Origin of the sequence: Paenibacillus sp. FSL R5-0378, assembly GCF_038009285.1 — a bacterium.
Lineage (GTDB): Bacteria > Bacillota > Bacilli > Paenibacillales > Paenibacillaceae > Paenibacillus_AQ > Paenibacillus_AQ favisporus.
This window is the reverse complement of the sequence record NZ_JBBPAY010000001.1, coordinates 5836551-5858098: the sequence shown is the minus strand read 5'-3', so window position 1 is coordinate 5858098 and position 21548 is coordinate 5836551. Positions and strand designations below refer to the sequence as shown.

The following is a 21548-nucleotide window of genomic DNA, read 5'->3' as shown; positions in this document are numbered from 1 at the left end:
AGATGAAGCATCCAGATTCGTACAGGGGTAAAGAAATCGTAGTGCTCGGGCTTGCCCGAAGCGGCGTGCAGGTCGCCAAAGTACTGCACCAGGCCGGAGCGATTGTTACTGTGAATGATCGAAAGGAAAAGGATCAATGTCCCGAAGCCGGGGAACTGGAGCCCTTGGGAATCACCGTCATTTGCGGTGGTCATCCCGAGGGGCTGGTTCATCCCGGTATTTCTCTGCTCGTCAAAAATCCGGGGATTCCGTACACAGCTCCGCCGGTGCAGGAGGCGCTGAAGCTCGGGATCGAAGTGGTGACCGAGGTGGAAGTCGCCTATCACATCTGCGAGGCGCCGATTATCGGGATCACCGGCTCCAACGGCAAAACGACCACCACGACGTGGGTGGGCAACATGCTGGAAGCGGCCGGTATGCGTCCGATCGTCGCCGGCAACATCGGCACGCCGCTGTGTGAAGCGGCGCAGCATGCCGATGCGGGCAACTGGATGGTGACCGAGCTCAGCAGCTTCCAGCTGAAAGGGACGACGGATTTTCGTCCGCGTATCGGCTGCCTGCTGAACCTGACGGAAACCCATCTTGATTATCATGGCAGCATGGAAGACTATGCTTCTTCCAAAGCGAAAATGTTCGCCAACCAGAAAGAGGATGATACCGCGGTCCTCAATTGGGATGATTCTTACTGCCGCAGCCTGGTGCCTTATATAAAGGCCAAGCTGCTTCCGTTCTCGGTGACGGAAGAACTGCAAGTCGGCGTGTATGTGAGCCCGCCTTATATTCCGGACACGGAAGACGACCTAGAGCGCAGCATCGTATACCGCGATTCGGACGGGCGGTCCCAGGTAATCATCCCCGTGAAGGAAATCGGTATTCCCGGCCGGTTTAATGTCGCAAATGCCGCAGCGGCCTGCGCGATCGCGATTGCAGCCGGCGCCGCACCAGAACGCTTGGCCGAACCCCTGGCTTCGTTCCACGGGGTGGAGCACCGCTTGGAGTATGTCAGAGACGTCGGCGGCGCTGCCTATTACAACAATTCCAAAGCGACGAACGCCAAAGCTACAGGCATGGCGCTCACCTCGTTCCATCAGCCGGTCGTGCTGATTGCCGGCGGTCTGGATCGCGGCTCGGATTACATGGAGCTGATGCCGCTGCTGAGCGAGCACGTCAAGGCGGTTGTGGTGCTCGGCGAAACGGCGGATAAAATCGCGAAAGTTGCCGAAATGGCCGGATTAAAGCATATCCGCAAGGCCGATACTGGTGAGGACGCCGCCGCTGTGCTGCGTTCCGCGGTACAAGAGGCCGCAGCTCTCGCCGAAGCCGGGGATGTCGTTTTGCTCTCGCCGGCCTGCGCGAGCTGGGACATGTTTACCTCATATGAGGAGCGCGGACGCATTTTTAAAGAGGCGGTGCATAATCTTTAAGTAGGGGGGTGGATAAGCCCCTACTTCCTGGCAAAAGGTGGCCTCCTCATGAACAAGACACGACCGGCGCCGGATCTGTGGCTCCTTCTTTGTATTTTGGGCCTGCTGACGATCGGCATGATCATGGTATACAGTGCAGGCTCCGTACTGGGCTTTCACGATTACGGCGACTCATTCTATTTCGTCAAGCGACAGATGCTGTTTGCCGGACTCGGACTGGTCGCGATGTTTTTTACCGCAAATTTGGACTACCATGTATGGAAAAAATACGCCAAGGCGGGACTGATCATCTGCTTCGGGCTGCTCGTCATCGTCCTGATTCCGGGCATCGGCGTTGTGCGCGGGGGTGCACGGAGCTGGCTCGGGATCAGCTCCTTCGGCATTCAGCCCTCGGAATTTATGAAGCTCGGGATGATTCTGTTCCTGTCCAAGTGGCTGAGCAGCGAGAACTTCAACATTACGGCGTTTGGCAAAGGCCTGCTCCCGCCTCTCGGTCTGATTGGACTGGCCTTCGGGCTGATCATGATGCAGCCGGATTTGGGAACCGGTACGGTGATGCTTGGCGCGGCGATGATGATCGTTTTTACGGCAGGGGCCAAGCTGAGCCATCTGGGCTTTCTCGGGCTCGGCGGGGTAGCCGGCTTTGCGGGCCTGATCATTGCCGCGCCCTACCGGCTGAAGCGTATTACCGCTTTTCTTGACCCATGGTCGGATCCGCTCGGCGCCGGCTACCAGATCATCCAGTCGCTGTATGCGATCGGCCCCGGCGGACTCGGGGGGCTCGGACTCGGGATGAGCCGGCAGAAGTACAGCTACGTGCCCGAGCCCCAGACCGACTTTATTTTCTCCATCCTGGCGGAGGAGCTCGGATTCATCGGCGGTCTGATCGTACTGCTGCTGTTCCTCGTGCTCGTATGGCGGGGGATGCGTGTGGCCATGACGATCCCCGACCGGTTCGGAAGCCTACTGGCCGTGGGCATTATCGGCATGGTTGCCGTCCAGGTCGTCATTAACATCGGCGTGGTCATCGGCATGATGCCGGTCACCGGAATTACGCTCCCGCTGATCAGTTACGGAGGCTCGTCGTTAACTCTGATGCTGACCGCGCTCGGCATTTTACTTAATCTATCACGTTATGCGAGGTGAATACATTGCGCGTCGTATTATCCGGCGGCGGAACGGGAGGACATATCTACCCGGCCGTCGCTGTCGCGAGACAATGTGAAGCGGAAGATCCTGATTCCGAATTTTTATATATTGGCGGTACCCGGGGGCTGGAGAGCAAGCTCGTCCCTCAAGAAAATCTCCCTTTCGAAGCCATCGACATTACGGGGTTTCGCCGTAAGCTATCGATGGACAATGTGAAAACGGTTATGCGTTTTCTAAAAGGAGTCCAAACATCCAAGAAGCTGCTGAAGAAATTTAAGCCGGACGTTGTCATCGGCACCGGCGGCTATGTCTGCGGTCCCGTGGTGTACGCGGCTGCGAAGCTCGGCATTCCGAGCATCATTCATGAACAGAATGCCATCCCCGGGCTGACGAATCAGTTTCTGAGCCGGTACGTCAGCACGGTCGCCGTAAGCTTTGAAGGTTCCGAAGGCGCCTTTCCCAAAGCCAAACGGGTGATTTACACCGGGAATCCGCGGGCGACGACGGTTCAGACGGCGAACCGGGAAAGAGGTTTTGCCACCCTGGGCATTCCGATGAACAGCTCCGTCGTTCTGATTGTGGGCGGCAGCAGAGGTGCCAAGGCGATTAACGACGCCATGATCGAAATGGCGCCGCGGCTTGAGAAGCTGAAGCATATCCATTTCGTTTACGTGACCGGAGAAACTTATTTTGACCAAACGCGTGAGGATATCAGGAGCCGGCTTGGAAGCCTTCCTAATCATCTTCACGTTTTGCCGTATATTCATAACATGCCGGAAGTGCTTGCGGCGACTTCCCTGATTGTCAACCGTGCAGGGGCTTCATTCCTCGCGGAGATCACATCGCTCGGGATTCCATCCGTTCTCATTCCTTCCCCGAATGTGACCAACAACCATCAGGTGGCCAACGCAAGACAGCTGGAGAAGGCCGGCGCGGCCAAAGTCATCCTGGAGAAAGAACTGACGGGCAAGCGGCTCTATGAGTCCATTGAAGATATCATGATGAATTACAATCTGCAGCAGGAAATGTCCGCAAGCTCCCGGAGCTTGGGCAAACCGAATTCGGCCAAGGTGATCGTTGAAGAAATGCGCCGCCTGTCGCAGGGCCGCTGAAAGCCGTGGGCGATTGTCACACACGCGGTATGTACTACATAAGATACTCTATAATCGTGACAATCACCCATGGAATACCGGCACGGTTCTACGATCGGCCGCAGTATACCGGTCCACACCGCTTCTTTCCCGCTTAACGATAAAGGAGGATGCTTTGCGATGCAGCAGTGGAAGTCCCTACTGTCCGAAGCCCATGTCGGAACGATTCGCTGGAATGAACCTCTGGAGAGCTATACCACCTGGAAAATCGGCGGTCCTGCCGACGCGCTTGTCATCCCGGGCAGCGTGGAGCAGCTGGTAAGCCTGATTTCCCTGCTGCATGCGAATCAAATCCCCTGGCTGCAGATCGGCCGCGGCTCCAACCTGCTCGTTGCCGACAAAGGCTTTCGCGGCGTCGTGATTAAACTGGGCGGGGAGCTCGATCATGCCCATTTTCAGGGAAACCGGGTTACCGCCGGAGGAGGCTTCTCCCTCGTAAAGCTTAGTGTCCTGGCCGGAAAAGAAGGTTTAACAGGCCTCGAGTTTGCGGGAGGGATACCCGGAAGTGCAGGCGGTGCCGTGTATATGAACGCCGGAGCCCACGGATCTGATGTGTCACGCATATTCAAGTCCGCTGAGATTGTACTGGATACAGGAGAATTGGTGACTTACACTGCAGAAGAGATGGCCTTTGCCTATCGTCACTCCATCCTTCATGAGCGCAAAGGGATCGTGGCAAGAGCCGTGTTTGAGCTGCGGCCTGGAGACCGCAAGCAAATTGCGGAAGCGATGGCCCGCTTCAAAGAATACCGGCGCTGCACCCAGCCGCTGCAGATGGCCTGCGCGGGGAGCGTGTTCCGCAATCCTCCAGGCGATCATGCCGCCAGGCTGGTGGAGCATGCCGGTTTGAAGGGCAAACGGATCGGAGGGGCAGAAGTGTCCATGCAGCACGCCAATTTCATTGTAAACACCGGTCAAGCGACAGCAGAGGACGTGCTCACATTAATGCATCACATTCAGGAGACGATTCAAACTGAATACGGCATCGAACTGATGCCGGAAGTGTATGCGGTTGGTGAGCGGTAAACTCGGAGGTGATACATTGGACAAATTGGTGATTGAGGGTGGCAAAGCCCTATCAGGAACCATACGTATCCATGGAGCAAAAAATGCCGCATTGCCGATTTTGGCAGCAAGCTTGCTGGCCGCAGGCGAAGTTCGGCTGAATAATGTCCCCCGGCTGCTGGACATTGATGTGATGCTGGGCATTCTCGAAAGGATCGGCTGCAAGACGCTGCATGAGCAGGAGACGGTCACCGTGGATACATCGTCCGCCAATTCGTTTCATGTGCCGGAAGACTTAATGGGGCAAATGCGTTCCTCCATATTTCTGATGGGTCCCCTTCTGGCCAGGTTCGGCGAGGTTGCCGTTTATCAGCCGGGCGGATGTGCGATTGGCGAACGGAAAATCGACCTTCATCTGCGGGGGCTTCAGGAGCTTGGTGCGGAAATTGAGGAGAGAGATCAGCAAATTATTTGCAGGGCGCGCAAATTAACCGGTGCCGACATCCATTTGGATTTTCCCAGCGTAGGGGCTACCGAAAACATTATGATGGCGGCGGCCACCGCCAGCGGAACGACGACGATTTCGAACGCTGCGCGCGAACCGGAAATCCAGGACTTGGCCAACTTCTTGAACAGGATGGGAGCCAGCATTATCGGCGCGGGTACCGATACGATCACGATCCAAGGGGTTCAGCAGCTGACCCCGTGCACTTATGAAATTATTCCTGACCGGATCGTAGCCGGAACCGTCATGATTGCCGCGGCGGCGACGCGGGGGAACGTCACTTTGACGCACTGCAATCCCGCGCACTTGTCTTCGCTTATCCACGTGCTGAAGCGCGCTGGTGTTCAAATCAGTATTCTCAATGATATAATGAGCGTAAGCTGCATGAGCCGCCCCAAAGCGGTGGAACGGATCGTAACATCACCGTATCCGTCGTTTCCCACCGACTTGCAGTCCCAGGTCATGGTGCTGCTGTCGTTAGCCGACGGTTTCAGCGTCATGAAGGAGACGGTATTTGAAGGCCGGTTCAAGCATGTCGACGAGCTGACCCGTATGGGCGCGGATATTACAATCGACCTGAACAGCGCTTTTATCCGCGGGGTGCAGCGCCTATACGGGGCCACGGTTGAAGCCACGGACTTGCGGGCCGGCGCGGCGCTGGTCATTGCCGGTCTGGCTGCGCAGGGCAAAACGGTTGTGGAGCAGGTGCATCATATCGACCGCGGTTATGATCATATCGAAATGCTGTTCCAAAAACTAGGAGCGGATATACATCGGTTTACGCCGGTACCCAAACCGCTTGATTTAGCTAATTAACGCCACGCTTATCCCCTTCGTCAGTTGAAGGGGATAAGAGGCATTTTATGGAGAGTATCCTATGCCTAACGCCCAAATTCCTGTTTTAAAAGAAGACAAGCCTAAAAGAAAAGCCAGCAAACGTATTATTTGGATCCTGCTGCTGCTATTTATCGTGATCCTATCCGTCCTGTTCTTTCGTTCGACGATGAGCCAGGTCACGGAGGTTCATTTCAAAGGCAATACATTTACGACAAGGGACGAGCTGCTGAAGGCCAGCGGTCTTCAGGTTGGCAGCCAGTTCTTCGGTGTATCTCCGTCCAAGGTGGAGAGCAGCCTGCTTAAGGTGAAATCGATCCAAAAGGCGATGGTGGACAAGCAGTTTCCGGGCGTCATTAACGTCACGATCGAGGAGTATCCTACCGTTGCGTACGAGCTTGCCGCGGAGGGGGATCTGCAGGCGATCCTTTCCAGCGGTGCGACGGTGTCGGTGAACAACACCGGAATCGCGGTGGAGAAGCCGATCCTGACGAAGTGGAATGCCTCCGATCCGAACAAAGCGGCGCTCTGCAAGGTGCTGGGGCAAATTCCGAATGAACTGACCTCCGACATCTCGGAGATCATCCCGTCGCCGACGGAGTCCTTTCCGGACCGGATCAAGCTGTACACCCGCTCGCGGTTTGAGGTCATTACGGCCATCTCGCTATTAAAAGACAAGGTCGAATATCTTAATCAAGTCATAGAGACGGAAGAGCCGGGTATCATCACAATGCTGGAGGCTGATTCCTACGTTCCTTTCGAGCCTTCCGGCGAGGAAAACGGCGACCAAAATGCCACTACTCATGAATAGTAAAAAATGCTACAATTAAAATTACGGACAAGTATGAAATCTCCCTCTTTTTTCTTCTGATTTTGAAGAGATTCGTAACAAAGATTGGCAATTGAAAAATTTGTAGAAAAAAGAGGGAAAGAATCATGTATGTTGAATATGTAAAGTTGAGTGTCTTTTTACGCAGTTATTTTATAAAAACAGGAGGTGCCACGGTTGAGCAACAATGACATCATTGTTAGTTTGGACATCGGTACATCCAAAGTTCGTGCTATTATTGGGGAAGTTAATAATGGAACCTTTAATATTATTGGAGTTGGATCTGCCGACTCGGAAGGAATTCGCAAGGGTGCAATCGTAGATATTGACCAGACTGTACAATCCATCCGCAGTGCCGTTGACCACGCGGAGCGTATGGTCGGTATTCAAATATCGGAGGTCTATGTCGGCATTTCGGGGAATACTATCGGACTTCAATCAAGCCACGGTGTTGTGGCGGTATCGAATGAGGATCGGGAAATCGGCGAGGAAGACATCGAACGCGTGCTTAAGGCCGCTGAAGTTGTCGCTCTACCGCCGGACCGGGAAATTATTGATGTAGTTGCCAAACAATATGTTGTAGACGGGCTGGAGGGAATTCATGACCCGCGCGGCATGATCGGTGTCCGCTTGGAAGTGGAGGCCATCATTATTACCGGCGCTAAGACAGCCATACATAATCTTTTGCGCTGTGTGGAGAAGGCAGGACTCAAGATCAAGGATTTGGTCCTGATGTCTTTGGGAGCGGGCCAGCTGGCTTTGTCCAAGGATGAGAAGACGATGGGATCCGTTCTGGTCGACATCGGAGCGGGCTCAACGACGATTGCCGTGTTTGAAGCGGGAACGATCGCAGCGACATCCTCTTTGCCGATCGGCGGGGAATTCGTAACCAACGATATCGCTTACGGGTTGCGGACGCTGACCGACCAGGCTGAGAAAGTGAAACTGAAATACGGCTGTGCGTTAATGGCCGATGCCGCTCCGGACGTCACCTTCAAGGTGGTCCGCATCGGAAGCAACGTGGAGAAGGAGTTTACCCAGGAGGACTTGGCGGCTATCGTTGAGCCCCGGGTACAGGAAATTTTCCACCTGATCCGCGAAGAAGTGAAGCGGCTTGGTTACAGTGAGCTGCCTGGAGGTTATATTCTTACAGGCGGAACTGTTTCCATGCCTGGTGTGCTTCAGGTGGCACAGGGCGAGCTGGCGGCTTCGGTCCGAATCGCCGTGCCTGATTATATCGGGGTCAGAGATCCCGGATATACGAGCGGTGTGGGGGTTCTGCACAACGTGATCCGCAACATTCGCGTGCGCAGCACCAACAACACGGCGAGTGCCAATACCAGCAATGTGAAGAAAACAGTGAACCGACCGAAAGCGAATCCTGCTACCAACTCGGAGTCAGCCCAGAATCCGGGTATTATCGAACGGTTGAAGAAAATGTTCAGCGAATTCATCTAAGCAGGTTTTCCATATAACGTGGACGGGCCATCCATGCACAATGAGGGGGAGATGGGGAAATATGTTGGAATTTGATTTTGAAATGGAGAGCTTGGCTCAAATTAAAGTGATCGGTGTGGGCGGCGGCGGCAGCAACGCTGTAAACCGGATGATCGAGAATGGCGTGCAAGGCGTAGAATTCATTACGGTGAACACAGACGCCCAAGCATTGCATATGGCCAAATCGGAACACAAACTGCAAATCGGGGACAAACTGACCCGCGGATTGGGCGCAGGCGCAAATCCGGAGGTCGGCAAGAAAGCAGCCGAAGAATCCCGCGATTTGATTATGAATACGCTGAAGGGTGCAGATATGGTCTTCGTTACTGCGGGGATGGGCGGAGGTACCGGAACGGGTGCCGCTCCTGTCATCGCGGAAATCGCCAAGGAATGCGGCGCACTGACGGTCGGTGTGGTAACACGGCCGTTTACATTTGAAGGACGCAAGCGTTCCACCCAGGCTGTGCTCGGTATCGAAGCCTTAAAGGAAAAAGTCGATACACTTATCGTTATTCCGAATGATCGCCTATTAGAAATCGTTGATAAAAAAACACCGATGATGGAGGCATTCCGCGAGGCGGACAACGTGCTGCGTCAAGCGGTACAGGGCATTTCGGACTTGATCAAAGTGCCCGGCCTGATCAACCTTGACTTCGCCGACGTCAAAACGATCATGACCGAACGCGGTTCGGCTTTGATGGGGATCGGCATAGCGACAGGCGAAAACCGTGCAGCTGAAGCTGCACGTAAAGCGATTATGAGCCCGCTGCTCGAAACTTCGATCGAAGGCGCACTCGGCGTCATCATGAACATTACGGGAGGCGCGAATTTGTCGCTGTATGAAGTCAATGAAGCGGCGGAAATCGTTACCTCGGCATCGGATCCGGAGGTCAATATGATCTTCGGTGCTATTATTGAAGAGAGCATGAAGGATGAAATCAAAGTAACGGTCATCGCGACCGGGTTTGAGAACCGTCCTGTGCAGCAGCCTCAGGTGCGCAAGCAGGGAACACCGGCGCCGTCGGAACCTGCGGAATCGCGCAGCAACAACACGAACAATCTGCGTCCGTTCGGGAACCAGACAAGCAGCGATCAATTGGACATTCCAACGTTCCTGCGGAATCGTTCCCGTCAGAACAATAACGACTAAGGATGTCATTCCATCCGTCAAACACCCGCATTTCTTCGGAAATGCGGGTGTTTTTTTTGTGGAAGCGGGAATCCGTAGGAAACGAAACATCGCTGCTCAAAAAACTTTTGTGTGAGCGGGCTCGGTCATTTCTGTCATCCGTGCCAGTGCCTGAAGGCGTTCCTCTTTACAGAGTTCATCATATGTCATTAAAGCCGGATGTAATACTTATAACAATTTGATGATAGATATGGGAGTGTCGAATCCCATGCCAACGGCGGCTTACGCTTCTTTTTCCCCGAAACTTCCTCTATAAAAGAACGGAACTCGACAAAAAAAGTTCAGGAGTCCCTTCCAATTTTAGACAGACTTTGAACCGTATTGTTTTTATACTAATCACATCTCCCAAAAATGCTTAAGAGAATATCGGCGGTACCCGTGTATGCGTTATGGATCCAATCATTCCATAAACATGAAAGGCGTCAGGCAGGTGATAAGCACTGGTTGTGTATATTGATTTGATATTCATCACGAATCTGCTGATCGACGGTGCACTGCTCTGGCTTACAGCCTGGATGCGGAAGCTGAAGCCCCCGTGGTGGAGATTGATTGTGGCGGCTGTGGTGGGTGCCCTGTATGTCGTCATGATGTTTGTGCCGCAGCTCTCGTTTATGTATACCTTTTTAGTCAAGCTGGGTTTATCCCTGCTGATGTTATGGATAACCTTCGGTTTTGGAAGTCTTCAAAACTATATCCGGAATATGGGGGCCTTTTATATTATCAATTTTGCGGTGGCCGGGGGGATTATCGGGATACATTATTTGCTGCAAAATTCGGGAGAAATTTTTAACGGGATTTGGTTCACGGCTTCCGGCGGCATGTCGTTTGAGCTGAAGATCGGGTTCTGGTTTACCTTCATCGGGGTGTTTGGCATGCTGCTGTGGTTCAAAATGGTTCACTCGACCCGGAAGCAGCTGGAAAGCCGTTCCGTATTTATGGGCGAGGTCGCCGTCGAGATCGGCGGTCACCGGGTGAGCTGCAGAGGGCTGCTGGATACGGGCAATCAGCTGAGCGATCCGCTGACGAGAACGCCGGTGATGGTCATGGAAGCTTCGCTGTGGGCGGACCGCCTGCCTTCGGGATGGTGCGAAAGACTGGCCGATGGAGAGCCGGACAAACTGGTAATGGAGCTGGAACATATGGATTTTGCGTGGCAGGACCGGCTTCGTCTCGTTCCCTATCGGGGGGTGAACCGCAGCGCCTCGTTCATGCTGGCCATCAAGCCGGACACCGTTGAGGTTCGGATCGGCGATGGCGTCCATCGTTCCAGCAAGGTGCTAATCGGCCTGGACGGCGGGCAGTTGTCGGGCGACCGGTCGTATCAGGCCATTATCCATCCGAAGCTGGTTGAGGATGATGTCCAGAGTCCAGCAGCGGAGCCATTGGAAAAGGCGGGTAACCTGTGATCGCAGGGAAAGGTCGAAGACCGTTTGCCTGCGGAAGACGAAACAGACGCTTACGAAGATCGTTTTCCTATGGAAAACTAATGCTTATGCTTACGAAGATCGTTTTCCTATGGAAAACTAATGCTTATGCTTACGAAGATCGTTTTCCTATGGAAAACTAATGCTTATGCTTACGAAGATCGTTTTCCTATGGAAAACTAATGCTTATGCTTACGAAGATCGTTTTCCTATGGAAAACTAATGCTTATGCTTACGAAGATCGTTTTCCTATGGAAAACTAATGCTTATGCTTACGAAGATCGTTTTCCTATGGAAAACTAATGCTTATGCTTACGAAGATCGTTTTCCTGCGGAAAACGTATAGGAGGATCAATTATGCGTGTGAAATGGAGATTGGTGGCGCAGCTGCAGTACTACAGATTCCTGTTTCTCTTAGGACTCAAAAGCGAAGAAATCTATTACATAGGCGGCAGCGAGGCTCTCCCTCCTCCCCTGACACGCGAAGAGGAAGAATATTTGCTCCAGCGGCTGTCCACCGGGGATGCGGCCATCCGGGCGATGCTGATCGAGCGCAACCTGCGGCTCGTCGTGTACATCGCCCGCAAGTTCGAGAATACGGGCATCAACATCGAGGACCTGGTGTCCATCGGAGCGATCGGTCTGATTAAGGCGGTCAACACGTTTGACCCGGAGAAAAAAATCAAACTGGCCACGTATGCCTCCCGCTGCATCGAAAACGAAATTTTGATGTATCTGCGGCGAAACAGCAAAATCCGGAGCGAGGTCTCTTTCGATGAGCCGCTCAATATCGATTGGGACGGAAACGAGCTGCTGCTTTCCGATGTGCTCGGAACCGAAAATGATACGATTTACCGGAACATTGAGGAGCAGGTCGACCGCAAGCTTTTGCACAAGGCGCTCGACAAGCTGACCGACCGGGAGCGAACCATTATGGAGCTGCGTTTTGGCCTTCAGGACGGGGAGGAGAAGACGCAAAAGGACGTGGCGGATATGCTAGGCATTTCCCAATCCTACATTTCCCGACTTGAAAAACGCATCATCAAGCGGCTGCGCAAGGAGTTCAACAAAATGGTCTAGGCAAAATTTTTATCAGGAATAAAATGACCCTCCAGGGAGATAATGTACATTAGTTTCTCCTTGGGAGGTATATCATCATGACCCGAAACAAAGTCGAGATCTGCGGTGTGGATACTTCGAAGCTGCCCGTCCTGACCAATGTGGAAATGCGGGAGCTGTTCCATGACTTACAGCAAAACAACGAACGTACAGCCAGAGAAAAGCTGGTGAACGGCAACCTGAGACTGGTGCTCAGCGTCATCCAGCGATTCAACAATCGGGGGAGTTTGTCGACGATTTGTTTCAGGTGGGCTGTATCGGACTAATGAAAGCCATTGATAATTTTGATTTGTCTCAAAATGTGAAATTCTCAACCTATGCGGTGCCGATGATCATCGGGGAAATTCGCAGGTATTTGCGGGACAACAACCCGATCCGGGTATCCCGATCGCTGCGGGATATTGCGTACAAAGCGCTGCAGGTTCGTGATTCCTTAACGAATCAAAACTCAAGGGAACCGACGATTTTCGAAATTTCGGAAGTGCTGAACGTCCCCAAAGAGGACGTCGTCTTCGCACTGGATGCCATCCAGGACCCGGTGTCGCTGTTCGAACCGATCTACCATGACGGCGGCGACCCGATCTACGTGATGGACCAGATCAGCGATGACAAAAACAAGGACGTCTCCTGGATTGAGGAGATCGCGCTGCGTGAAGCGATGCAGAGACTGGGACAGCGGGAAAAAATGATTTTGTCCATGCGCTTCTTCGAAGGTAAAACCCAGATGGAGGTCGCCGATGAAATCGGCATTTCCCAAGCTCAAGTATCACGTCTTGAAAAATCGGCCATCCAGCAAATGCAAAAGCACGTGAAATCGTGAATAGATGAAGTAAAGCAAGGCGGTCCGCGCTACGGGCCGTCTTTTTTTATGGATGAGATGCTGACTGCTGCTCGGCTTCTGTCATGGGTCGTCAACTTAAAGTTCTGAGAAACCGTACACAAAGCCCCTTCAAACCAACACGGAGAGGCTGAGTATTGCGGAGGATTTCGCATCAAAACATGGGCATTTTGCCCGGCGCCGGCATATATTAATCATATATATTGAACGAGTCTGATGAATAGACTGCTAAAGGAGAGGAACATGTGAATCCAGAACGTTGGGCGGTGGACAGAAACATGAAAATATCCGATTTTCAAACGAAGGATGTCATCAACATCGTGGACGGCAAAAGGCTGGGGCAGATCAGCGATCTGGAGCTCGACCTCCGCCAGGGGCGGATCGAAGCGATCGTTGTCCCAAGCTACAGCAAGTTCAGGGGGCTGTTCGGAGGCGGCAGCGACCTGATCATTCCTTGGAGCAATATCGTCAAAATCGGATCGGATGTCGTCCTCGTCAAGATGGAGGAACTGCGGACGCTCCAGGACGAGAAGGAAGCCGCCTCCTACAGAGAGAGAACGGAGCAGGCGGACCGCCGCGGCTACCGGGATGTGTAAGGAAAGGACCGCCTTGTCAAACCAACCATTTTTGGTTTTATGCAAGCCGTGTCCATGTGGTACACTGGAGGTTGAGGTGATTGAAATTGGAACCGTTCAAGTTAAAAGAGGGCGATTCGCGCCCTTCGTTATTTATGCTGGAGCCGTGGGTTCATGAATGGAACGGCATCAGCGCCGGATTTACCGGACGGCATGGCGGCGCGGGAAGCGCGCCTTACGATACGCTTAACACCGCCTTTCATGTGGGAGACCAGCCGGAGACGGTGGTAGCCAACCGCTTGAAGGTTGCGGAAGAGCTGGGCTTTACGTTAGATGACTGGACGTGCGGGGAACAGGTTCACCGGGCGGACATCGCGGTGGTGACGAATGAAGGCCGTGGACGCGGCAGCCGGAACAGAGAGTCGGGATTTCAGGATACAGACGGGCTTCTGACGAACGTGCCCGGGGTGCTGCTGACGTCGTTTTATGCGGACTGCGTACCGCTATATTTTTACGATCCCGTTCACCAGGCTGTCGGACTGGCCCATGCCGGCTGGAAAGGGACTGTGGCCCGGATTGCCGCGGCTATGGTGGAGAAGATGGGGCAGGCTTATGGCAGCCGGCCTGAGGAGATACGCGCCGCAATCGGTCCGTCCATCGGCTCCTGCTGTTACGAGGTAGATGACAAAGTGATGAGTCATGTGCACGATTTGGCAAGTCATTTCCTGGGTAATGAACAGTACTCCCCTGCCGATTTTTACATTGCCAAACCCGACGGCAAAAGCATGCTGAACTTGAAAGAATTAAATCGACAGATTATGATGAAAGCAGGAATATTGCCGACTCATATCGAATGTACATCATGGTGTACGAGCTGTCGCAACGATTTGTTCTTTTCCTACAGAAAAGACGGTGGAACGACAGGGCGTATGGCGAGTTGGATCGGGCTTAGAGAAGGGGTGAATCTTCCTTGACATTGGAAGAACGGATAAGAGAAGTCAACGCGCGCATCGAGGAAGCCTGCCTTCGCAGCGGTAGATCCAGGGAAGACGTCAATGTGATCGCTGTAACCAAGTATGTGTCGACATCCATGACAGAACGAGTGCTGGACAGCGGTTTGACGCATATCGGCGAGAATCGCTGGCAGAACGCCGAGGAGAAATGGAATGCGCTTGGTTCCCGCGGGACCTGGCATTTTATTGGACATCTGCAGACCAACAAAGTCAAAGACGTGGCAGGCAAATTCGAATATATACATTCGCTGGACCGGCTTTCATTAGCCAAAGAGCTGGAGAAGGTGGCGTCAGCCCGGAATCTGGAAATTAAAACCTTTGTTCAGGTTAACATTTCTGGAGAAGATACCAAATACGGTTTGGAGCCGGAGCAGGCCGTCCCTTTTTTGAAAGAACTTCATCAATTTCCTCATATCAAGGTCGCCGGCTTGATGACCATGGCCCCCTTTGAAGGGGAGGCGGAGGATACCCGGCCCGTTTTTCGCGGGCTGCGGGAGCTAAGAGACGACATAAACCGGCATGCAATTACGCGAGAGCCATTAATCGATCTTTCCATGGGAATGTCCAACGATTTCGAAGTGGCCATTGAAGAGGGAGCCACCTGGATCCGTTTGGGCTCGATTCTAGTAGGTAAACAGGAAGGGGAATGATGAGCGTGATGAACAAGTTTATGTCTTTTTTGGGATTACAAGAGCAGGAGGAAGTCGTAGAACGGGAGCAGCTGCCGGTGGAGGAAGAAGAAGTTGAAACCCCGAGCATTGAGACACGTAGAAATACTAGAACCAACAATGTGGTCAGCATTCACTCCCAGAAAAATGTAAAGGTCATTTTGCATGAGCCGCATTCGTATGACGAAGCACAGGCCATTGCCGACCATCTGCGTGCGCACCGCACGGTGGTTGTCAATCTGCAGCGGGTCCGTTCGGATCAGGCGCTCCGCATTATCGATTTTCTCAGTGGGACGGTTTATGCCCTGAACGGCGGTATTTCCAAGATCGGCCATAACATCTTTTTGTGCACACCGGATACGGTCGAGATTCAGGGTGCCATTTCGGAATTATTATCCGAGGAACATGATTACAACAGAATGAGGTGAGCCAAGTTTGGCCCAAAACATTGATACGATTTTAACGCTGCTCTTTAATATCTACTTCTACATGATCATCATCTATGTTCTCATGTCATGGCTTCCGAACATTCGCGAGAGCTTTATCGGTGAGCTGCTCGGCAAGCTCGTGGAGCCATACCTGTCCCCTTTCCGCAAAATTATCCCGCCAATCTTCGGCATGCTGGATATTTCCCCGATCGTCGCTCTGTTCGTGCTCCAGTTCGCTATGCAGGGATTGCGGTTCATTATTTTTTCACTATTGTTTTAGGTGACTGAGATGAAATTAGACATCTATGATCACTTTCACCCGGATGAACGCGAGTTTGTGGATCGGGCATGGGAATGGGTCGTTCACGCCGGGGAATATCACGAAGTCAAGCTTACCGATTTTTTGGACCCGCGGCAGGCTTTTATTTTGCAGTCGCTGGTGAACCGACACCCCGACGTTCAGGTGCGCCTGGACGGCGGATATGAGGGAGCGGAGCGCTGCCGGGCGCTGGTGGCTCCCGATTACCGGGATTTAAGCCAAGAGGATATGGGACTGAAGGTGCTTAGCATCTACTCCGGGGATCAGAAATTTTTATCGCTGGAGCATGGCGATTATATGGGCTCCATTCTGGGACTCGGCGTAAAACGAAGCAAAATCGGGGATATCCATGTCCTTGAGGATGGATGCCACACCGTGGTTTGCGAAGAGATCAGTATGTTTCTCGACATGAACTTAACACAGGTGCACCGGATTCACGTGCTGCGCGAAATTTTGCCGATCGAACAACTGCGGACAAGCCAGGTTGAGCTGGAGCTGCAGGATATTACGGTCGCTTCTTTGCGTTTAGATGGAATTGCTTCTGATGCTTACCGCATCAGCCGGACCAAAGTGGTCGTTCCCATCCGCGCCGGCCGCTGCCGCGTCAATTGGAAAGTCGTCGAGGATCCTTCCTATCTGCTCAAAGAAGGCGACCTCGTCTCGATGCAGGGGTTCGGGCGGTTTAAAGTGATCGAAGCGAGCGGTATGACGAAAAAAGGACGCCAGCGCGTAAAAATAGGGAAATTTGTGTAGACCTACAGCAGGAATTGTCTTTTTGCTGTCGAAATGAATTATCCAAGAATATTAAAGATATCGTAACTTTTGACCGATACATTTGGGTGAGGCCCATCAGGACCGCTCGTCGACAGGGAAACCTGAACATTTTAGGAGGTGCGCATCAATGCCATTAACACCACTGGATATACATAACAAGGAGTTTGCCCGCCGAATCCGGGGTTATGACGAAGATGAAGTGAACGAGTTTCTCGACCAAGTCATTAAGGATTATGAGAGCGTGATCCGCGAGAACAAGGAACTTCAAGGTCAGCTGGCCTCATTGCAGGAAAGACTTGACCATTTCGTGAACATCGAGGAGACGCTGTCCAAGACCATCATCGTTGCGCAGGAAGCTGCGGATGAAGTGAAGAACAACGCGAAGAAGGAAGCGCAGCTCATCATCAAGGAATCGGAGAAGAATGCTGACCGCATCATTAACGAATCCTTGTCGAAGGCCCGCAAGATCGCGATGGAAGTCGAAGAGCTGAAGAAGCAAGCATCGATTTACCGTACCCGTTTCCGGACGCTGGTGGAAGCCCAGCTCGAGCTGCTCAGCCAGGATGGATGGGAAGCGCTGGAAACCCGGGAGACGCGCGAAGCGAACGAAGTATACTAGGCTTCTGCTTGGTTGACTTTTGCGGCAAAAAGGAATATAAATATATTCATATCGGTTTTTTTACAAGTGATTGGGTTAGACTTGAAACGTAATATGAATTCGATGACGGGATAAGTAAGCTTGGGATTTGTTCCCCAGAGAGTTGGCGTATGCTGAAAGCCAATGTTCAGACCGAAGCCGAAGATCCTCCCTGAGAAGTGAAGCTGAAACGCAGGTTTGCGTGCGTAAGCCGAACCGGGCCGCCGAACGTTATATCGGCTCCATGCCGGAAGCTTGGCATGGACTGAGGAGTCATTCTTTGATCAATGTGCTTGACCTTGCGGTTCAAGGACGATTGTTGAAAGAATGGAATTAGGGTGGTCACGCGAGCAGAAGCCTCGTCCCTTAGGGGATGAGGCTTATTTGTTTTGTTTCGGATCCCCCTAAATCCCCCTTATCCTAAGGGGGACCCCAGAGGGTTCTACCCTCTGGACACCCGAAAGTCTCCGAGGACGGAGCTGGTTTGGAGTATTGATGCTACGGTAGGTGAGGTGCCCGGTTCCTCTCCGGCTGCCCCCTTTAGGGGACCGCCTTCGGAACCTCTCATGCGAGATGGGTCTTACGCGGCTTCGCACCCGCTCGACCTGGGGCACATGCGCAGGCTGTGTGCCGGGCTGGCGGAGATCATTTGGCGTACGGGGCGTGCGTTAGGTTGGGAATGGGGAAGTATGTAGAAAATCTAACTAACCAGTAGCTAGCTAATCTAACTAAACCAGTAACAAGGTAACACCAACGTCAAGAGTGCCCATCTTCACTTTGCGGGGCAAAGGAAGATGGGCGGCAAGCGGGGATACGCTCAAGCACAACTAAGTCCGCTCCAAATGATGCGCCACGGAGGTTTCCGGGTGTCCAGAGGGCAGCGCCCTCGGGGTCCCTCTTACGAAGAGGGATTTAGGGAGATGGGAAATCTTTTAAAGATTACGAAAGGTTGGATAATCATGCATAAGGTCGATGTCAAAGAAAAAGCGCGCACGAGAGATCAGCGCATCCTGAAAAAATGGAACGAAGAAGGCACCTTCAAAAAATCCATCGAAAACCGTTCGGGCAAGCCGAACTTCGTATTTTTCGAAGGCCCGCCGACAGCCAACGGGGCTCCGCATATCGGGCACGTGCTGGGGCGCGTGATCAAGGATTTTGTGCCGCGTTACAAAACGATGAAGGGCTACCGCGTCGTGCGTAAAGCCGGCTGGGACACCCACGGTCTGCCGGTGGAGCTCGGCGTAGAGAAGCAGCTCGGCATCTCCGGTAAGCAGGATATCGAGAAATACGGCGTGGAAGAGTTTGTGAAGAAATGTAAGGACAGCGTGTTCGAGTACGAGAAGCAGTGGAGAGAGCTGACCGAAGCGATCGGGTACTGGACGGATCTGGACCATCCGTACATCACGCTGGAGAACAATTACATCGAGAGCGTATGGAACATCCTGTCCACGATTCACGGCAAAGGGCTGCTGTACCGCGGACACCGCGTCAGCCCGTACTGCCCTTGCTGCCAGACGACGCTCAGCTCCCACGAAGTGGCGCAGGGCTACGAAGACGTCAAGGATTTGAGTGCTACGGCCAAATTCAAGCTGCATGACAGCGGCGATTATGTGCTGGCCTGGACGACCACGCCTTGGACGCTGCCGTCCCACGTGGCGCTGGCCATGAACCCGGATATGGAATATGCCCGCGTCCAGCAGGACGACGGCGTCTACATCGTCGCCAAAAACCTGGTTGAAGACGTGATGAAAGGCGACTATACGGTTTTGTCCACACACAAAGGCTCCGAATTTGTCGGCCAGAGCTACACGCCGCCGTTTACTTACTTCAAGCCGGAAAAAGGCAACATCATCGTCGGCGCATCCTTTGTTACGGATTCGAGTGGTACGGGGATCGTGCATATGGCGCCGGCCCACGGGGAAGACGACTACAAAACCTGCCGGGAAAACGGCATCAGCTTCGTGAGCGTAGTGAACGCCCAAGGACGCTATACCGATGAGGTTACCGACTTCGCGGGACGCTTCGTGAAAGATTGCGATCTGGACATCGTGAAGATGATGTCGGAAAAAGGAACGTTGTACAGCAAGGAAAAATATGAGCACAGCTATCCGTTCTGCTGGCGCTGTAAGTCTCCGCTTCTCTATTATGCGATGGAGAGCTGGTTTATCGAAACGACGGCCGTCAAGGATCAGCTGATCGCCAACAACAATAGCGTTACCTGGTATCCGGCCCATGTCCGTGAAGGACGCTTCGGCAAGTTCCTGGAAGAGCTGGTGGATTGGAATATCAGCCGTAACCGCTATTGGGGCACGCCGCTAAACGTTTGGGTCTGCGAATCGTGTAAAGGCGAATTTTCGCCGCACAGCTTTGCGGAACTGAAGGCGCAGGCGGTCGGCGAAATCAGCGACGATCTGGAGCTGCATAAGCCTTATGTCGATGAGGTCAAAGTGCGCTGTCCGCACTGCGAAGGCGGCGTGATGGAGCGGACATCCGAAGTGATCGACGTTTGGTTCGACAGCGGCTCGATGCCGTTCGCGCAGCACCATTATCCGTTTGAGAACGTGGACACGTTTGAGGAGCAGTTCCCGGCGGATATGATCTGCGAAGGGATCGACCAGACCCGCGGCTGGTTCTACAGCCTGCTGGCGGTCTCCACCCTGTTCAAAGGCGTTGCGCCTTACAAATCGGTCATCGCCACGGGGCATATCCTAGACGAAAACGGCCAAAAAATGTCCAAATCGAAGGGCAACGTCATCGACCCTTGGGACATCATCAACGAATACGGCACGGACGCGTTCCGCTGGGCGCTCCTTTCGGACAGCGCGCCTTGGAACAGCAAACGCTTCTCCAAAGGCATTGTCGGTGAAGCCAAATCCAAAGTGATCGACACGCTGGTCAACACGCACGCGTTCCTGACGCTGTATGCGAACATCGACGGCTACAACCCGGCGGAGCATCCGTACCAACCGTCGGAAAACAAACTCGACCGCTGGATCCTGTCCCGTCTGAACAGCCTGATCCTGCTGGTGGACAAAGCGCTGGAAAGCAATGACTTCCTCAACTCGGCCAAGGCCATCGAAGGATTCGTCGACGAGCTGAGCAACTGGTATATCCGCCGTTCGCGCGACCGCTTCTGGGGCAGCGGACTCGGAGAAGACAAACTGGCCGCTTACGGCACACTGACGCATGTGCTGGTCACGCTGGCCCAACTAATGGCGCCATACACGCCGCTGCTGTCGGAAGATATCTACACGAACCTGACCGGCGGGGAAAGCGTTCATCTGACCGATTATCCGGTTGCCGATGAGGCTCGGATCGACAAGGCGCTCGAGGAAGATATGGAAACCGCCCGCCAGGTCGTCGAGCTCGCCCGCAACGTGCGGAACGAAACGGGAATCAAGACCCGCCAGCCGTTGTCCGAGTTGATTGTGTCGCTGGACCGCGATTTTGATGTGGCCGGATACGAGGAGATCATCAAGGAAGAAATCAACGTGAAGAACATCGTCGTGGAGACGAGCGACAGCGGATTCGTCGACTTTACGCTGAAGATGAACCTGAAGGTAGCCGGCAAGAAATACGGTAAAAACATCGGGTTCCTCCAGGGCTTCCTGAAAGCGATGAGTCCGGAGGATACGCGGAACGTCGTCAATACCGGCAGCCTGAACGTCACTTCGCCGGATGGTGATGAGCTTCAGATTACAGCCGACGAGCTGCTCGTCGAGAAGCAGGCGAAAGCCGGATTTGCATCGGCCTCGGGCTATGGCATCACCGTTGCCCTCAATACAGAAATCACGCCTGAACTGGAACAGGAAGGCTGGGTCCGCGAAGTGGTGCGTGCCGTACAGGACTACCGCAAAAAACTCGACCTGCCGATCGAAAAACGCGTCACCCTGGTTCTTGATGCGGATGAAGAATTGACGGCTGCCATCCAGGCATTTGAGCATGTGCTCCGGGAAAACGTGCTGGTGAACGAGCTTGCGTTCGGGCAAGAAGCCGAAATGGAGCGCGTTGATCTCGCCGGCAAAACGCTGGGTATCCGCATTGCCGGATAATCTGCCTTTTTACCGCCATTGAATGGCAATCGCCGCTTTGGCGCATAATAGCACAACAAACGAACAAACGAGCCTTCTGGCCCGTGCGGAAATGAAAGACCATTTTCGCGTCGGCTTC

Annotated in this window: 18 protein-coding genes and 1 pseudogene; all 19 read left to right on the top strand. The window is 53.3% G+C overall.

Annotated features, from left to right (window positions below; all coding sequences use genetic code 11):
• Positions 1 to 2 precede the first annotated feature (2 nt).
• The 19 genes and pseudogenes from murD to ileS all read left to right on the top strand — a co-directional run bounded on the left by murD (position 3) and on the right by ileS (position 21430).
• Complete coding sequence (murD, locus tag MKY74_RS27240) at positions 3 to 1424, top strand: UDP-N-acetylmuramoyl-L-alanine--D-glutamate ligase (protein ID WP_076169851.1); 1422 nt, start codon at positions 3 to 5, stop codon at positions 1422 to 1424.
• 48 nt (positions 1425 to 1472) lie between these two features.
• Positions 1473 to 2570 (top strand): stage V sporulation protein E, encoded by a 1098-nt coding sequence (gene spoVE / locus MKY74_RS27235; RefSeq protein ID WP_076169852.1) that lies wholly within the window; start codon positions 1473 to 1475, stop codon positions 2568 to 2570.
• A 5-nt stretch (positions 2571 to 2575) separates the two neighbouring features.
• Positions 2576 to 3685 carry an undecaprenyldiphospho-muramoylpentapeptide beta-N-acetylglucosaminyltransferase gene (murG, locus tag MKY74_RS27230; protein WP_076169853.1) on the top strand — a complete coding sequence of 370 codons (1110 nt, stop codon included), beginning with the start codon at positions 2576 to 2578 and terminating at the stop codon, positions 3683 to 3685.
• Between the two features lie 159 nt (positions 3686 to 3844).
• Positions 3845 to 4750, top strand: coding sequence for a UDP-N-acetylmuramate dehydrogenase (gene murB / locus MKY74_RS27225; protein WP_076169854.1), 906 nt, complete (start codon positions 3845 to 3847; stop codon positions 4748 to 4750).
• 16 nt (positions 4751 to 4766) lie between these two features.
• Complete coding sequence (gene murA / locus MKY74_RS27220) at positions 4767 to 6050, top strand: UDP-N-acetylglucosamine 1-carboxyvinyltransferase (protein ID WP_076169855.1); 1284 nt, start codon at positions 4767 to 4769, stop codon at positions 6048 to 6050.
• A 61-nt stretch (positions 6051 to 6111) separates the two neighbouring features.
• Positions 6112 to 6879 carry a cell division protein FtsQ/DivIB gene (locus MKY74_RS27215; protein ID WP_076169856.1) on the top strand — a complete coding sequence of 256 codons (768 nt, stop codon included), beginning with the start codon at positions 6112 to 6114 and terminating at the stop codon, positions 6877 to 6879.
• A gap of 195 nt (positions 6880 to 7074) precedes the next feature.
• Positions 7075 to 8355 carry a cell division protein FtsA gene (gene ftsA, locus MKY74_RS27210; protein ID WP_076169857.1) on the top strand — a complete coding sequence of 427 codons (1281 nt, stop codon included), beginning with the start codon at positions 7075 to 7077 and terminating at the stop codon, positions 8353 to 8355.
• Positions 8356 to 8416: 61 nt separating this feature from the next.
• Entirely contained in the window at positions 8417 to 9544 is a 1128-nt protein-coding gene (gene ftsZ / locus MKY74_RS27205; RefSeq protein WP_076169858.1) for a cell division protein FtsZ, read from the top strand.
• A 479-nt stretch (positions 9545 to 10023) separates the two neighbouring features.
• On the top strand, positions 10024 to 10989 hold the full coding sequence (spoIIGA, locus tag MKY74_RS27200; RefSeq protein WP_076169859.1) for a sigma-E processing peptidase SpoIIGA: 966 nt from the start codon (positions 10024 to 10026) through the stop codon (positions 10987 to 10989).
• A gap of 375 nt (positions 10990 to 11364) precedes the next feature.
• Positions 11365 to 12087: an RNA polymerase sporulation sigma factor SigE gene (gene sigE, locus MKY74_RS27195; protein ID WP_076169860.1), complete on the top strand. Its 723-nt coding sequence runs from the start codon at positions 11365 to 11367 to the stop codon at positions 12085 to 12087.
• A gap of 77 nt (positions 12088 to 12164) precedes the next feature.
• Positions 12165 to 12946 (top strand): annotated as a pseudogene (gene sigG, locus MKY74_RS27190) (RNA polymerase sporulation sigma factor SigG).
• A 296-nt stretch (positions 12947 to 13242) separates the two neighbouring features.
• Positions 13243 to 13560, top strand: a complete 318-nt coding sequence (locus MKY74_RS27185) for a YlmC/YmxH family sporulation protein (RefSeq protein ID WP_076170149.1) — start codon at positions 13243 to 13245, stop codon at positions 13558 to 13560.
• A gap of 86 nt (positions 13561 to 13646) precedes the next feature.
• Positions 13647 to 14513 (top strand): peptidoglycan editing factor PgeF, encoded by an 867-nt coding sequence (gene pgeF / locus MKY74_RS27180; RefSeq protein WP_076170150.1) that lies wholly within the window; start codon positions 13647 to 13649, stop codon positions 14511 to 14513.
• Positions 14510 to 15202, top strand: coding sequence for a YggS family pyridoxal phosphate-dependent enzyme (locus MKY74_RS27175; RefSeq protein WP_076169862.1), 693 nt, complete (start codon positions 14510 to 14512; stop codon positions 15200 to 15202). The genes pgeF and MKY74_RS27175 overlap by 4 nt, the downstream gene beginning before the upstream one ends.
• Positions 15202 to 15648: a cell division protein SepF gene (locus tag MKY74_RS27170; RefSeq protein ID WP_076169863.1), complete on the top strand. Its 447-nt coding sequence runs from the start codon at positions 15202 to 15204 to the stop codon at positions 15646 to 15648. Before MKY74_RS27175 ends, MKY74_RS27170 begins: the two co-directional genes overlap by 1 nt.
• A gap of 7 nt (positions 15649 to 15655) precedes the next feature.
• Complete coding sequence (locus tag MKY74_RS27165) at positions 15656 to 15928, top strand: YggT family protein (RefSeq protein WP_076169864.1); 273 nt, start codon at positions 15656 to 15658, stop codon at positions 15926 to 15928.
• Between the two features lie 9 nt (positions 15929 to 15937).
• Complete coding sequence (locus tag MKY74_RS27160) at positions 15938 to 16720, top strand: YlmH family RNA-binding protein (RefSeq protein ID WP_076169865.1); 783 nt, start codon at positions 15938 to 15940, stop codon at positions 16718 to 16720.
• Positions 16721 to 16868: 148 nt separating this feature from the next.
• Positions 16869 to 17360, top strand: a complete 492-nt coding sequence (locus MKY74_RS27155) for a DivIVA domain-containing protein (protein ID WP_076169866.1) — start codon at positions 16869 to 16871, stop codon at positions 17358 to 17360.
• A gap of 977 nt (positions 17361 to 18337) precedes the next feature.
• The gene (ileS, locus tag MKY74_RS27150) at positions 18338 to 21430 is read left to right on the top strand and encodes an isoleucine--tRNA ligase (protein ID WP_076170151.1); all 3093 of its coding nucleotides are present in this window, start codon (positions 18338 to 18340) and stop codon (positions 21428 to 21430) included.
• The last annotated feature ends 118 nt before the right edge of the window (positions 21431 to 21548 follow it).

Excerpts from the sequence above, each read along its gene's own strand:
- murD (WP_076169851.1), top strand. The coding sequence starts at position 3 with ATGAAGCATCCAGATTCGTACAGGGGTAAAGAAATCGTAGTGCTCGGG.
- spoVE (WP_076169852.1), top strand. The coding sequence starts at position 1,473 with ATGAACAAGACACGACCGGCGCCGGATCTGTGGCTCCTTCTTTGTATT.
- murB (WP_076169854.1), top strand. The coding sequence starts at position 3,845 with ATGCAGCAGTGGAAGTCCCTACTGTCCGAAGCCCATGTCGGAACGATT.
- MKY74_RS27215 (WP_076169856.1), top strand. The coding sequence starts at position 6,112 with ATGCCTAACGCCCAAATTCCTGTTTTAAAAGAAGACAAGCCTAAAAGA.
- ftsZ (WP_076169858.1), top strand. The coding sequence starts at position 8,417 with ATGTTGGAATTTGATTTTGAAATGGAGAGCTTGGCTCAAATTAAAGTG.
- sigE (WP_076169860.1), top strand. The coding sequence starts at position 11,365 with ATGCGTGTGAAATGGAGATTGGTGGCGCAGCTGCAGTACTACAGATTC.
- MKY74_RS27185 (WP_076170149.1), top strand. The coding sequence starts at position 13,243 with ATGAAAATATCCGATTTTCAAACGAAGGATGTCATCAACATCGTGGAC.
- MKY74_RS27170 (WP_076169863.1), top strand. The coding sequence starts at position 15,202 with ATGAGCGTGATGAACAAGTTTATGTCTTTTTTGGGATTACAAGAGCAG.
- MKY74_RS27160 (WP_076169865.1), top strand. The coding sequence starts at position 15,938 with ATGAAATTAGACATCTATGATCACTTTCACCCGGATGAACGCGAGTTT.
- MKY74_RS27155 (WP_076169866.1), top strand. The coding sequence starts at position 16,869 with ATGCCATTAACACCACTGGATATACATAACAAGGAGTTTGCCCGCCGA.
- ileS (WP_076170151.1), top strand. The coding sequence starts at position 18,338 with ATGCATAAGGTCGATGTCAAAGAAAAAGCGCGCACGAGAGATCAGCGC.